This is a genomic window from Streptomyces sp. NPDC037421, from assembly GCF_055602105.1.
Window position 1 is genome coordinate 1 of sequence record NZ_JBVJWV010000009.1, and the last position, 12,920, is coordinate 12,920.

The window sequence follows — 12,920 nt, forward strand, 5'->3', positions numbered from 1 at the left end:
GGGGCTGGTGGGGCTCCCCCCCCCTCGACCTCACGCCCCGGACCCGCTCCCTCCCCTCTTTACCAGCCCCCCCCCCCCCCCCCCCACCCGTCCCCCCCCCCCCCCCCCCCCCCCAACCCCCCCCCCCCCCCCCCCCCCCCCCCCCCCCCGGGCCCGGTGGGTGCGCTGTGAGCTCGGAGGTGCTGTCGGGTCAGGCGGCGGAAACCGGTACGCCGTGTTCCGCGGCGAGCCGCTGGAGGTCTTCCAGCTCCGCCTGTTCCACATCCGCGAGGTAGTCGTCGCCCGTCTCACGGGCCTTGCTGAGGTCCGACTGCGTGGCCTTGATGCGCTGCAGGAGACCCGCGGTGAATGCGTCCATGGTGGGTGCGCCCCCTCTGCGTGGGTCGGCGGCGGAGAGCACGGAGCAGTCCGCCGCTTCAGGGTGTGGTTGGGGTGTGCTCTCGTCCTCCCCGGCCCCCTGGGCCCAGAAACCTCGTGAGGCGAGGGAATCCTCACTTCCACCGCGCCCACACGCCGCTTCCACGCCGTACGCACGCCTCCGGAGGCCCCCAGGGGCGCCTTACAGCCGGTTTACGGCCGAAACCGGCAGGATGGAGGCGCAATACACGTGTGCCCTGAAGGGCTCGAAGGAAGGAAACGACGTGCGCGTACTCGTCGTCGAGGACGAGCAGCTGCTCGCCGATGCGGTGGCCACGGGCCTGCGCCGGGAGGCCATGGCCGTGGACGTCGTGTACGACGGTGCCGCGGCGCTGGAGCGCGTCGGGGTGAACGACTACGACGTGGTCGTGCTCGACCGGGACCTTCCGCTGGTGCACGGCGACGACGTCTGCCGGAAGATCATCGAGCTGGGCATGCCCACCCGCGTGCTCATGCTCACCGCCTCCGGCGACGTCAGCGACCGCGTCGAGGGCCTGGAGCTGGGGGCCGACGACTACCTGCCCAAGCCCTTCGCCTTCACCGAGCTGACCGCCCGCGTGCGCGCCCTCGGCCGGCGTACCACCGTCGCGCTCCCGCCCGTGCTGGAGCGGGCCGGCATCAAGCTGGACCCGAACCGCCGCGAGGTGTTCCGGGAGGGCCGCGAGGTCCAGCTGGCGCCGAAGGAGTTCGCGGTGCTGGAGGTGCTCATGCGCAGCGAGGGGACCGTGGTGTCCGCCGAGCAGCTGCTGGAGAAGGCCTGGGACGAGAACACCGACCCGTTCACCAACGTGGTCCGGGTGACCGTCATGACCCTGCGCCGCAAGCTCGGGGAGCCGCCCGTCATCGTGACCGTGCCCGGCTCCGGCTACCGGATCTGACCCGGTGGCCGCGACCCCGGCGCCACCCGCGGCGCCACCGAAACCGACCTGGGACCCCGGCCAGCCCGAGGGTCCCTTCCCTTGGCTGCGGCCGACCATCCGGATAAGGCTGACGCTGCTGTACGGCGGCATGTTCCTGATCGCCGGCATCCTGCTGCTGTCGATCATCTACCTGCTGGCCGCCCAGGCCCTGAGGGAGGGCAACGCCCTCCCCTTCAAGATCGTCGGCGGCCAGAAGGTCGAGGTGTCCAGCACCACCTGCTCCGGCGTGGGCATCGACCAGTCGATCGACCAGTTCAACGCCGCGATCGCGCAGTGCATCCTCGACCAGCGCAAGCACGCCCTGGACGACCTCCTCAGCCGGTCCCTGATGGCCCTGCTGGGCCTCAGCGTCATCGCCTTCGCCTTCGGATACGCGATGGCCGGCCGGGTGCTCTCGCCGCTGGGCAAGATCACCCGTACCGCCCGGCGGGTGGTGGGCTCCGACCTGACCCGGCGGATCGAGCTGGACGGGCCGGACGACGAGCTGAAGGAGCTCGCCGACACCTTCGACGAGATGCTCGACCGCCTGGAACGGGCCTTCACCGCCCAGCAGCGCTTCGTGGCCAACGCCTCGCACGAGCTGCGGACCCCCCTGGCGATCAACCGGACGCTGCTGGAGGTCCACCTCTCGGACCCCGGGGCGCCGGTGGAGCTCCAGCAGCTGGGCAAGACGCTGCTGGCCACCAACGAGCGCAGCGAGCAGCTGGTCGAGGGCCTGCTGCTGCTGGCCCGCAGCGAGAACCAGATCGTCGAGCGCAAGCCGGTCGACCTGGCCGAGGTCGCCTCGCGCGCCATCGACCAGGCCCGTGGCGAGGCCCTCGCCAAGGGCGTGGAGATCCGCGGCGAGCGCGCGCTGGCCGTGATCCAGGGCAACGGCGTCCTGCTGGAGCGGATCGCCCTCAACCTGGTGCAGAACGCCGTCCGGTACAACGTGCCGGAGGGCGGCTGGGTGGAGGTGACGACCGAGGCCCAGCACGGCCAGGCGGTGCTCGTCGTCTCGAACACGGGTCCCGTGGTTCCCGCGTACGAGGTGGACAGCCTCTTCGAGCCCTTCAGACGGCTGCGTACGGAGCGAACGGGCAGTGACAAGGGTGTGGGGCTCGGTCTGTCGATCGCGCGCTCCGTGGCGCGCGCACACGGCGGCCGCATCCTCGCGACCCCCCGAGAGGGCGGTGGCCTCGTGATGCGCGTCACGTTGCCCCTTTGATCCACCCGAGCGCTGTTCGCCGTCAGCGGAACGCAACGGTGGCCGCGGCGGGCGGTGCCTGTGTGATCGATCACAGTGCCGAGTGGCGGGTCATGCGCGTTCTGTGACCCCAAGGTGGCCGGAAAGCCCGGGAAGTCCGGGTTTCCGGCCCCCCGGATGGCGGGAAATACACGGGGTGGCGTTTGTGCAAGACGGCCCCCTGACCGTGTACGGTCCCGCTCGACATCCCGGCCACGGAGTCCTTCGGGTACGCGGCTGGGTGTCGATTGAGTAACAGACCTTGATGTGAGGCAAAATCTCCGCCTCAGGTCGGGCACAAGTCCGGCCTCTCGCGCGTTACGTGCGCTGAGACACCGCTAAATCCCAGAGGGGGAGAGCGACAAAATGGCAACGGACTACGACACCCCACGCAAGACCGACGACGACGTCGACAACGACAGCATCGAAGAACTCAAGGCCCGGCGCAGTGACAAGGTCACGTCGAGCGTCGACATCGAGGACTTCGACGGCGCCGAGAGCCTGGAGCTCCCGGGTGCCGACCTCTCCAACGAGGAGCTGGCCGTCCGGGTGCTGCCCAAGCAGGCCGACGAGTTCACCTGCATGAGCTGCTTCCTGGTGCACCACCGCAGCCAGCTGGCGCGGGAGAAGAACGGCCAGCCGATCTGCCGCGACTGCGACTGAGGACGGCCGTGACCGGCTCGACGCCCTTTCGGAAGCGACGCTTCCGGAAATCTGGCGATCCGGAGGCGCAGGTTCGCGCGGTGACCACGGGCCCGGAAACGGGCCCCGCGGACGCCGGCGGCCAGGCCTTCGGGACGACTGTGGTGCCGTCCGACACCGCCACGGCGGCGGTGCCGTCGGCCGCAGTGGCGGACGAGGAGTCCCGGGGCAGGCCCGGGACACGTCGGATGCAAGCCGTCAAGAACGGTGTGCGCAAGGGCGGCGAGAGCGCGAAAGCCGCCGCCCTGTACATCACCGACCTGATCATCGAGAACGCCCCGCGCGTTCCGGTAAGGGACCTCGCGACCCTGCGGGCGCAGTTCCCGGACCTCGGTCCCGACCAGCTGGCCGACAAGCTGATCGCCGGGGCCGCCAACGGCACCTCGACCGTGGGCGCCGGCATCGGCGCCGCGGCCATGCTGCCGGTCCCGCCCGCGATGCCGGCGGAGCTGGCCGCGGAGATCACCGGGGTCGCCGCGATCGAGCTGAAGCTCATCGCCGAGCTGCACGAGGTCTACGGGCAGCGCCCGCCGGGCGGCCTGAAGGACCGCAGCCTCGCCTACCTGACCTCCTGGACCCAGGAGCGCGGGATCGACCTGACCAAGCCGACGACGCTGAACGCGGCCCTCGGCGGGCAGATGAAGCGCGAACTGCGCCAGCAGATCATGAAGCGGATGTTCCGCAACCTGCCGAACCTCATGCCGTTCATGGTCGGCGCGGCCGTCGGAGCGGTCATGAACCGCCGGGACACCAGGAAACTCGCCGAGAAGGTCCGTAAGGACCTGCGGAGCCGCGCCGTGCCGTGGGACTCCCTCGCCGCCCTGCCGCCCCTGGAACGCCCCTCCGGAGCCCTTCCCGAGGCCACCAGGGCCGCCATCGAGGGACGCCGCCCGGACGCGCGGGGCTGAAGCCCGCCGCCGGAGCCGGGGTCAGGCCTCCGCCGCGGCGGTCTTCGCCGCGCGGACGGCCTCCGCGAGCGCCTGGGGCTCGCGCGTGGAGACGTACACGTACGGGGTCGGGTCCGCCGGGTCGGTGATCTCGATCCGGACCGCCGTGGGGACGTAGCTGCGCATCAGCATGAAGGCCCGGGTGTCGGCCTTGTACGTGCGCCAGGCGCGCGCCTCCTCCGCGTCCAGCACCTCGGGCTCGCCCAGGGCCGTCACCGGGATCCGGGCGTCGCCGGCCGCGAGCGCGCCGTTCACCACGCGCACGCGCGCGGAGCCGTACGAGCTCACCAGCATCCCCGTCAGCGCGGCGCCGCCGACCAGCCCCGCCAGCAGCGGCAGGGTGCCGAGCGGCAGCAGCATCAGCGCGCACGCCAGGCCGGTCAGGGCCGCGATGCCCCACCAGGAGCGGGGGGCGGAGAGGCGTTCGTCGTGGTGCGCGGGGGAGAGCTGCATGGGACCTAGCCTCCCACGGGGCGACCGGCGGGTAGCCGCGCGGGTAAGGTCAGCGGCTGTGAGTGGACGAAACACGGCGTTGACGCCCCCGGCCGATGCCTCGGCACCGGTCCGGCACCCCGATGCCCCGGCGCCCGGGGAGCTCCTCGGCGCGCACTACGAGCACTGTTTCGGCTGCGGCGGGGGTCAGCCGCACGGGCTCCATCTGGAGGCCCGCGCGGGCGAGGGCGTACGCGTCACCGCGGAGTTCACCGTCAAGCCCGCCCACCAGGGCGCTCCCGGTCTCGCGCACGGCGGCGTCCTGGCCACCGCGCTCGACGAGACCCTGGGCTCCCTGAACTGGCTGCTGCGCGTCATCGCGGTGACCGGCCGGCTGGAGACCGACTTCGTGCGGCCCGTGCCCGTGGACACCGTGCTGTACCTGGAGGCCGAGGTCACCGCCGTCGCCGGCCGGAAGATCTACTCCACCGCCGTGGGCCGGATAGGCGGCCCGGACGGCCCCGTCGCCGTCCGCGCGGACGCGCTCTTCATCGAGGTGAAGGTCGACCACTTCATCGACAACGGTCGGCCCGAGGAGATCCGGGCGGCGATGTCCGACCCGGACCAGGTCAGGCGCGCACGCGCCTTCGAGGTGAACCCCTGATGCCCCAGAACGACAACGGTCCCCGTCACGGGGTCGACGTGCTGATCCGGCGCGTCGACCCCGAGGTGCCCATCCCCGCCTACGGCCACCCCGGCGACGCCGGCTGCGACCTGGTGACCACCGTGGCCGCAGAGCTGGAGCCCGGGGAGCGGGCCGTACTGCCCACCGGCGTCTCCATCGCCCTGCCCGACGGGTACGCGGCCTTCGTGCACCCGCGCTCGGGCCTGGCGGCCAGGTGCGGGCTCGCGCTCGTGAATGCCCCGGGGACGGTGGATGCCGGGTACCGTGGGGAGATCAAGGTGATCGTGGTCAATCTCGACCCGCGCGAGAGCGTCCGGTTCGAGCGATTCGACCGCATTGCCCAGCTGGTTGTCCAGCGGGTCGAGAAGGTGCGCTTCCACGAGGTGGCGGAGCTTCCAGGCTCGGCCCGGGCCGACGGGGGGTTCGGCTCCACCGGCGGCCATGCGGCCGTGGCCGGATCCGGGGCTGGTCAGCAGCAGGGTGGGAATGGCTACGCTTCGGTCGTATCCGACCGGGAAGGACAGTGACGTGTTCGGACGTCGCAAGAAGAACGACTCCGCCCATGACGGCGGCGCGGCCGAGCAGGTCGTGAACGGCGTGGCTGCCGACGAGCAGGCCGGCGACGACTCCGCCGCGCCCCGCCGTCTCAACCTGCCCCCCGCCCCGCGGCCCGACGGCCCGTGGGACGTCTCCGAGGTGCTCGGCAACCCGGCCGACGGCCGGGTCGACCTGGGCGGCATCCTCGTGCCCGGTGTCGAGGGCATGGAGCTGCGCGTCGAGGTCGCGGGTGACGCCATCGTGGCCGCCACGGTCGTACTGAACGACAGCGCCGTGCAGCTGCAGGCCTTCGCCGCCCCCAAGAAGGAGGGCATCTGGGGCGAGGTCCGCGACGAGATCGCCTCGGGCATCACCCAGCAGGGCGGCATCATCGACGAGGTCGAAGGCCCGCTGGGCTGGGAGCTGCGCGCGCAGGTCCCGGTACCGCTGCCCGACGGCCAGACCGGCGCCCAGCTGGTGCGCTTCGTCGGCGTCGACGGCCCGCGCTGGTTCCTGCGCGGCGTCATCTCCGGCCAGGGCGCGGTGCGCCCCGAGTCGGCCGGCGTGCTGGAGCAGATCTTCCGGGAGACCGTCGTCGTCCGCGGCGACGGCCCGATGGCCCCGCGCGACCCGATCGTCCTGAAGCTGCCGAACGACGCCCAGATGGTGCCGGACGGCGTGCAGACGGCCGAGGAGCAGGAGGGCTCGCGCTTCTCCGGCGGCATGGGCCAGCTGGAGCGCGGTCCGGAGATCACCGAGGTCCGCTGACCCGGACCCGGCGAAGGGCGTCTTCCGGCCCGCGGGCCCCGTTCCCCCAGGGGGACGGGCCCGCGGGCCTTCGCGCGTCCGGGGCGGGGGGTGTGCGCGTCAGGGATGCGTCAGGGATGTCCGGCAGACACCCTTCCGGTACGTGAACAGCGGGAACGTCCCCGAGAATGAGCGCATGGGACGCGGCAGGCTAAGGATCCATCTCGGCGCGGCACCCGGTGTGGGCAAGACGTACGCCATGCTCTCGGAAGGCCACCGCCGGGTGGAGCGGGGCACCGACTGCGTCGTCGGCTTCGTCGAGCACCACGGGCGGCCGCGCACCGAGGTGATGCTGCACGGCCTCGAACAGGTGCCCAGGCGGGAGCTCTCGTACCGGGGGGCCGCCTTCACCGAGATGGACGTGGACGCGGTGCTCGCCCGGCACCCCGCCGTGGCCCTGGTGGACGAGCTCGCGCACACGAACGTCCCCGGCTCGCGCAACGCGAAGCGCTGGCAGGACGTGGAGGAGCTGCTGCGCGCCGGGATCGACGTGGTGACCACCGTCAACATCCAGCACCTGGAGTCCCTCGGGGACGTGGTGGAGAAGATCACCGGGGTGCGCCAGCGCGAGACCGTGCCGGACGAGGTGGTGCGACGGGCCGACCAGATCGAGCTGGTCGACATGTCCCCGCAGGCGCTGCGCCGGCGCATGGCGCACGGCAACATCTACCGGCCGGACAAGGTCGACGCGGCCCTCTCGAACTACTTCCGGCCGGGCAACCTGACCGCGCTGCGCGAGCTGGCGCTGCTGTGGGTCGCCGACCGGGCCGACGAGTACCTCCAGCAGTACCGGGGCGAGCACGGCATCCGCTCGGCCTGGCAGGCCCGTGAGCGGATCGTGGTGGGCCTCACCGGCGGCCCCGAGGGCCGCACGCTCATCCGCAGGGCCGCCCGGATGGCGGCCAAGGGCTCCGGCAGCGAGGTCCTCGCCGTCTACATCGCCCGCAGCGACGGGCTGACCTCGGCCTCGCCCAAGGAGCTCGCGGTGCAGCGGACCCTGGTCGAGGACCTTGGCGGAACGTTTCACCATGTGATCGGCGACAACGTCCCCGACGCCCTCCTCGCCTTCGCCCGCGGGGTCGACGCCACCCAGATCGTGCTGGGTTCCAGCCGCCGCAAGGCCTGGCAGTACGTGCTGGGGCCCGGGGTGGGCGCCACCGTCGCCCGCGACTCCGGGCCCGACCTCGACGTGCACATCGTCACCCACGAGGAGGTCGCCCGGGGGCGGGGGCTGCCCGTGGTCCGCTCGGCGGCCCGGCTCGGCCGGACCCGGATCGTGGCCGGCTGGGTGGTCGGCGTGGTCTTCCCCGTGCTGCTGTGCGCGCTGCTGACCAACATCGACGCCGATCCCGGCCTCGCCAACGACATGCTGCTCTTCCTGGCGCTGACGGTCGCGGCCGCGCTGCTGGGCGGGCTCTGGCCTGCGCTGGCCTCGGCGGCCGTCGGCTCGCTGCTGCTGAACTACTTCTTCGCGCCGCCGCTGCACCGGTTCACCATCTCCGACCCCAGGAACATCATGGCCATCGCCGTGTTCTTCGGGGTCGCGGTCTCGGTGGCCTCGGTGGTGGACCTCGCCGCCCGGCGCACCCACCAGGCCGCCCGGCTGCGGGCCGAGTCCGAGATCCTCTCCACCCTGGCCGGGAGCGTGCTGCGCGGCGAGACCGCCCTGGGCGCGCTGCTGGAGCGGGTGCGCGAGACCTTCGCGATGGAGTCGGTGGCCCTGCTGGAGCGGGCCGGCGAGGTGGAGGCCTGGACCCCGGCAGGCAGCGTCGGACCCGCCCCGGCGGCCCGGCCCGAGGACGCCGACGTGGACATGCCGATCGGCGACCACATGGCCCTGGCCCTGTCCGGGCGGGTGCTGCCCGCCGAGGACCGCCGGGTGCTCGGAGCCTTCGCCGCCCAGGCCGCCGTGGTGCTGGACCGCCAGCGGCTCGTGGGAGAGGCCGAGGAGGCCCGCCGGCTGGCCGAGGGCAACCGGATCCGGACCGCCCTGCTGGCCGCCGTCAGCCATGACCTGCGCACGCCGCTGGCCTCCATCAAGGCCTCCGTCAGCTCCCTGCGCTCCGACGACGTGGAGTGGTCCGAGGAGGACCGGGCCGAGCTGCTGGCCGGGATCGAGGAGGGCGCCGACCGGCTCGACCACCTGGTGGGCAACCTGCTGGACATGTCCCGGCTCCAGACGGGCACCGTGACCCCGCTGATCCGGGAGATCGACCTCGACGAGGTGGTCCCGATGGCGCTGGGCGGCGTACCGGAGGACAGCGTGCTGCTCGACGTGCCGGAGACCCTGCCGATGGTGGCGGTGGACCCCGGGCTGCTGGAGCGGTCCGTGGCCAACGTGGTGGAGAACGCCGTCAAGTACAGCCCCGCCGGAGAGCGGGTACTGGTCGCGGCCAGCTTCCTCGGAGACCGGGTCGAGGTGCGCGTCGTCGACCGCGGGCCCGGGGTCCCGGACGAGGCCAAGGACCGGATATTCGCCCCGTTCCAGCGGCACGGGGACGCCCCGCGCGGCGCCGGGGTGGGCCTGGGGCTCGCGGTGGCCAGGGGCTTCGCCGAGGCCATGGACGGCACGCTCGCCGCCGAGGACACCCCCGGGGGAGGGCTGACCATGGTGCTCACCCTGCGCGCGGCGACCCGCGGCAGCCCGCCCGGCCCCGCCGGAACCGGGGACGGCCCCGGCGGCGTCGACCGGGCACAGGACCCGCGCCAGGAACCGATGGAAACCGGGGACCTCCCCGAACGACAGAAAGCAGGTCCCCGATGACCCGGGTGCTCGTGGTGGACGACGAGCCGCAGATCGTCCGAGCCCTCGTGATCAACCTCAAGGCGCGCAAGTACGAGGTCGACGCGGCCGCCGACGGGGCGGGAGCCCTGGAACTCGCGGCCGCCCGCCACCCCGACGTGGTCGTCCTCGACCTCGGCCTGCCCGACATGGACGGGGTCGAGGTCATCAAGGGGCTGCGCGGCTGGACGCGGGTGCCGATCCTGGTGCTCTCCGCCCGGCACAGCTCCGACGAGAAGGTCGAGGCCCTCGACGCCGGCGCCGACGACTACGTCACCAAGCCCTTCGGCATGGACGAGCTGCTGGCCCGGCTGCGCGCCGCCGTCCGCCGGGCCGAGCCGGCCTCCGGGACCGGCGAGGACGAGGTGGTCGTCTCGACCGAGGGCTTCACGGTGGACCTCGCCGCCAAGAAGGCCGTGCGCGAGGGGCGCGACGTACGCCTCACCCCCACCGAGTGGCACCTGCTGGAGGTGCTCGTGCGCAACGGCGGGAAGCTGGTCAGCCAGAAACAGCTGCTCCAGGAGGTCTGGGGGCCCTCCTACGGCACCGAGAGCAACTACCTGAGGGTCTACATGGCCCAGCTGCGCCGCAAGCTGGAGGCGGACCCCTCGCACCCCCGGCACTTCATCACCGAACCCGGCATGGGGTACCGCTTCGAGAAGTAGCGGGGGCTTCGAGAGGCGGCGGGGGCGCCGGTAGGCTTCCTGTATGAGTGCTGAACCGCGTCCCGAGAAGCCCGCGAAACCGGCCAGGCCGGCGGGCCGGTTCCGCCGGATGATAGAGCGGCTGTCCACCTCCCAGGAGGAGCTGCATTCGGCGGAGCTGCAGGAGGACGCAGAAGCCGCGGGGTGCACGCGGATCTGCGACTGCCACGACCGTCAGATAGTGAAGGTGACCGGCACGCTGCGCACCGTCACCCTCCGGCCGCGAGCGGGCGTGCCCGCCCTTGAGGCCGAGCTGTTCGACGGCTCGGCCGCGCTGGACGTGGTCTGGCTCGGGCGTCGCTCGATCGTGGGAATCGAACCCGGGCGGCGCATGATCGCTTCTGGACGCATCTCGATGAGCCACGGCCGCCGGGTGCTCTTCAACCCGAAGTACGAACTCCGCCCACTCGGACAGGAGCACTGACCGGTGACGTCACTCGACAAACCGACCACGCCGGACCCGGACCCGGGCACCGCGCCCGCCGACGACCAGAGCGCGGTCACGCAGGCGGCGCTCTTCGACGCCTTCGGCGGCGTCCGGGGCACCGTGGAGACGATGCTCCCCGGCCTGCTCTTCGTGATGATCTACACGATCAACAAGGACGTGAAGATGTCCGCCATCGCGGCGGGCGTCGTCGCGGTGCTGCTGGTGGTCGTCCGCCTGGCGCGCAAGGACACCGTGAAGCACGCCTTCAGCGGCGTCTTCGGCGTCGGCGTGGGCGTGGCCTTCGCCCTCTTCACGGGCAGTGCCAAGGGCTTCTACCTGCCGGGCATGATCTACGGGGTCTGCCTGGGCCTGGCGTTCACGCTCTCGGCGCTGGTGGGGTTCCCGCTGCTGGGGGTGATCCTGGGGCCGGTGTTCAAGGAGAACCTCTCCTGGCGCACCCGCAACCCGGGGCGCAAGAAGGCGTACACCAAGGCCAGCCTGGCCTGGGGGCTCATCTTCCTGGCGAAGTACGCGATCCTCTTCCCGCTGTACTGGTGGGGTGACGAGACGCAGCTGGGCTGGGTGCTGATCGCGCTCAAGCTCCCGCCGATGGTGCTGGCCGTGTACTTCACCTGGGTCTTCCTGGCGAAGGCGCCGCCGCCGATCGACGTGATCGCCGAGTACGAGGCCGAGGAGGCCGCGCAGTCGGCGCAGTCGGCGCAGTCCGCGCAGTCCGGCCGCCACAAGCGGGCCTGAGCACGGGAAAGGGGCGGAGCGGCCATCCGGTCGCCCCGCCCCTTTCCCGTGCGCTGCTAGTGACGCGCCTGGAGGAGGTCCTCCAGCTGCTCCTCGCGGGCCTGGGCGGCCACGAAGAGGAGCTCGTCGCCCGGCTCCAGGGTCTCCTCGCCGTGCGGGGTGAGCACGCGGTTGCCGCGGATGATCGTGACCAGGGAGGTGTCCTCCGGCCAGGCGATCTCGCTGATCTGGGTGCCCGCGACCGAGGAGTCGGCCGGCAGGGTCAGCTCCACGAGGTTGGCGTCGCCGTGGCTGAAGCGCAGCAGCCGCACCAGGTCGCCGACGCTGACGGCCTCCTCGACCAGGGCCGACATCAGGCGCGGCGTGGACACCGCGACGTCGACGCCCCAGGACTCGTTGAAGAGCCACTCGTTCTTCGGGTTGTTCACGCGCGCCACCACGCGCGGGACCCCGTACTCGGTCTTCGCGAGCAGGGAGACGACCAGGTTGACCTTGTCGTCGCCCGTCGCCGCGATGACCACGTTGCAGCGCTGCAGCGCCGCCTCGTCGAGCGAGGTGATCTCGCAGGCGTCGGCCAGCAGCCACTCCGCCTGCGGCACCCGCTCCACCGAGATGGCGGTCGGCGCCTTGTCCACGAGGAGCACCTCGTGGCCGTTCTCCAGCAGCTCGCCCGCGATGGAGCGGCCCACGGCCCCGGCTCCGGCGATCGCGACCCTCATGCGTGTGCCTCCTCGGGGCCCTCGGCGAAGGCCGCCTCGACCTTGTCGATCTCGTCCGTGCGCATCATCACGTGGACGAGGTCGCCCTCCTGGAGGACGGTCTGCGAAGTCGGCAGCATCGCCTCGCCCAGGCGGGTGAGGAACGCGACACGGACGCCGGTCTCCTCCTGCAGTTTGCTGACCTTGTGGCCGATCCAGGCCGCGGAGGCGTGCACCTCCGCGAGCTGCACGCCGCCGCTCGGGTCGCGCCACAGCGGCTCCGCACCCGAGGGGAGCAGCCGGCGCAGCATCTGGTCGGCGGTCCACCGCACGGTCGCGACGGTGGGGATGCCGAGGCGCTGGTACACCTCGGCGCGCTTGGGGTCGTAGATACGGGCGGCGACGTTCTCCACGCCGAACATCTCGCGGGCCACGCGGGCCGCGATGATGTTGGAATTGTCACCACTGCTGACGGCGGCGAAAGCGCCCGCCTCCTCGATCCCGGCCTCCCGCAGCGTGTCCTGGTCGAAGCCGACACCGGTGACGCGGCGGCCGCCGAACGAGGCCCCGAGCCGGCGGAATGCCGTGGGGTCCTGGTCGACCACGGCGACCGTATGCCCCTGCTGTTCCAAGGTCTGCGCGAGGGCGGAACCCACCCGTCCGCAGCCCATAATGACGATGTGCACGGCCGTCCTTCCGGCTGACAGCTGCTCGCTGGTTTCCAGCCTCATTGCATGCTCTGGCTAATCAGGGTCTCAGACCATGGCCCAAGCTACACACGGGCGGTCACCAGTGTGACTGTTTGGGGTCCGACAGGTGCTTCATTGGGGGCGCATTGGTGCGGATCAGGGGTAGGGGGTTCGTCAGCCACATTTCGAACG

The 12,920-nt window shown here is 72.0% G+C and carries 15 protein-coding genes; 11 read left to right on the plus strand and 4 right to left on the minus strand.

The genetic code is table 11. From position 1 onward, the window contains the following. Positions 1-190 precede the first annotated feature (190 nt). On the minus strand, positions 191-358 hold the full coding sequence (locus tag ACZ7IF_RS15575; RefSeq protein ID WP_164720975.1) for a hypothetical protein: 168 nt from the start codon (positions 356-358) through the stop codon (positions 191-193). Between the two features lie 283 nt (positions 359-641). Here ACZ7IF_RS15575 and ACZ7IF_RS15580 point away from each other — a divergent pair, with 283 nt between their 5' ends. The 4 genes from ACZ7IF_RS15580 (at position 642) to ACZ7IF_RS15595 (ending at position 4,172) form a co-directional block, all read left to right on the plus strand. Further along, entirely contained in the window at positions 642-1,295 is a 654-nt protein-coding gene (locus tag ACZ7IF_RS15580) for a response regulator transcription factor (protein WP_007267046.1), read from the plus strand. A gap of 4 nt (positions 1,296-1,299) precedes the next feature. Beyond that, positions 1,300-2,544, plus strand: a complete 1,245-nt coding sequence (locus ACZ7IF_RS15585; protein WP_470970455.1) for a sensor histidine kinase — start codon at positions 1,300-1,302, stop codon at positions 2,542-2,544. Between the two features lie 384 nt (positions 2,545-2,928). Continuing rightward, positions 2,929-3,225, plus strand: coding sequence for a DUF4193 domain-containing protein (locus ACZ7IF_RS15590; protein ID WP_007267048.1), 297 nt, complete (start codon positions 2,929-2,931; stop codon positions 3,223-3,225). Between the two features lie 8 nt (positions 3,226-3,233). After that, entirely contained in the window at positions 3,234-4,172 is a 939-nt protein-coding gene (locus ACZ7IF_RS15595) for a hypothetical protein (protein WP_470970462.1), read from the plus strand. 21 nt (positions 4,173-4,193) lie between these two features. On the opposite strand, the gene ACZ7IF_RS15600 is transcribed toward ACZ7IF_RS15595, so the two are convergent. Further along, a complete protein-coding gene (locus tag ACZ7IF_RS15600) occupies positions 4,194-4,664 on the minus strand; it encodes a DUF3093 domain-containing protein (protein ID WP_470970468.1) in 471 nt (156 codons plus the stop codon). A 58-nt stretch (positions 4,665-4,722) separates the two neighbouring features. Between ACZ7IF_RS15600 and ACZ7IF_RS15605 the strand changes: the two genes are divergently transcribed. From ACZ7IF_RS15605 to ACZ7IF_RS15635, 7 genes are all read left to right on the plus strand, one after another. Then, complete coding sequence (locus ACZ7IF_RS15605; protein WP_125594768.1) at positions 4,723-5,307, plus strand: PaaI family thioesterase; 585 nt, start codon at positions 4,723-4,725, stop codon at positions 5,305-5,307. Further along, on the plus strand, positions 5,307-5,855 hold the full coding sequence (dut, locus tag ACZ7IF_RS15610) for a dUTP diphosphatase (RefSeq protein WP_470970474.1): 549 nt from the start codon (positions 5,307-5,309) through the stop codon (positions 5,853-5,855). The genes ACZ7IF_RS15605 and dut overlap by 1 nt, the downstream gene beginning before the upstream one ends. A 1-nt stretch (position 5,856) precedes the next feature. Next, positions 5,857-6,633: a DUF3710 domain-containing protein gene (locus ACZ7IF_RS15615; RefSeq protein ID WP_470970480.1), complete on the plus strand. Its 777-nt coding sequence runs from the start codon at positions 5,857-5,859 to the stop codon at positions 6,631-6,633. Positions 6,634-6,808: 175 nt separating this feature from the next. Then, the gene (locus tag ACZ7IF_RS15620; protein ID WP_470970485.1) at positions 6,809-9,436 is read left to right on the plus strand and encodes a DUF4118 domain-containing protein; all 2,628 of its coding nucleotides are present in this window, start codon (positions 6,809-6,811) and stop codon (positions 9,434-9,436) included. After that, on the plus strand, positions 9,433-10,119 hold the full coding sequence (locus ACZ7IF_RS15625) for a response regulator (protein ID WP_470970490.1): 687 nt from the start codon (positions 9,433-9,435) through the stop codon (positions 10,117-10,119). The genes ACZ7IF_RS15620 and ACZ7IF_RS15625 overlap by 4 nt, the downstream gene beginning before the upstream one ends. Before the next feature lie 43 nt (positions 10,120-10,162). Beyond that, positions 10,163-10,582: an OB-fold nucleic acid binding domain-containing protein gene (locus ACZ7IF_RS15630; RefSeq protein WP_125816976.1), complete on the plus strand. Its 420-nt coding sequence runs from the start codon at positions 10,163-10,165 to the stop codon at positions 10,580-10,582. A 3-nt stretch (positions 10,583-10,585) separates the two neighbouring features. Next, positions 10,586-11,341, plus strand: a complete 756-nt coding sequence (locus ACZ7IF_RS15635) for a DUF3159 domain-containing protein (protein ID WP_470970499.1) — start codon at positions 10,586-10,588, stop codon at positions 11,339-11,341. A 56-nt stretch (positions 11,342-11,397) separates the two neighbouring features. Here the strand turns inward: ACZ7IF_RS15635 and ACZ7IF_RS15640 are convergent, their stop codons facing one another. Continuing rightward, a complete protein-coding gene (locus ACZ7IF_RS15640; protein ID WP_266783666.1) occupies positions 11,398-12,060 on the minus strand; it encodes a potassium channel family protein in 663 nt (220 codons plus the stop codon). Then, a complete protein-coding gene (locus ACZ7IF_RS15645) occupies positions 12,057-12,725 on the minus strand; it encodes a potassium channel family protein (RefSeq protein WP_470970504.1) in 669 nt (222 codons plus the stop codon). Before ACZ7IF_RS15645 ends, ACZ7IF_RS15640 begins: the two co-directional genes overlap by 4 nt. Positions 12,726-12,920: the final 195 nt, after the last annotated feature.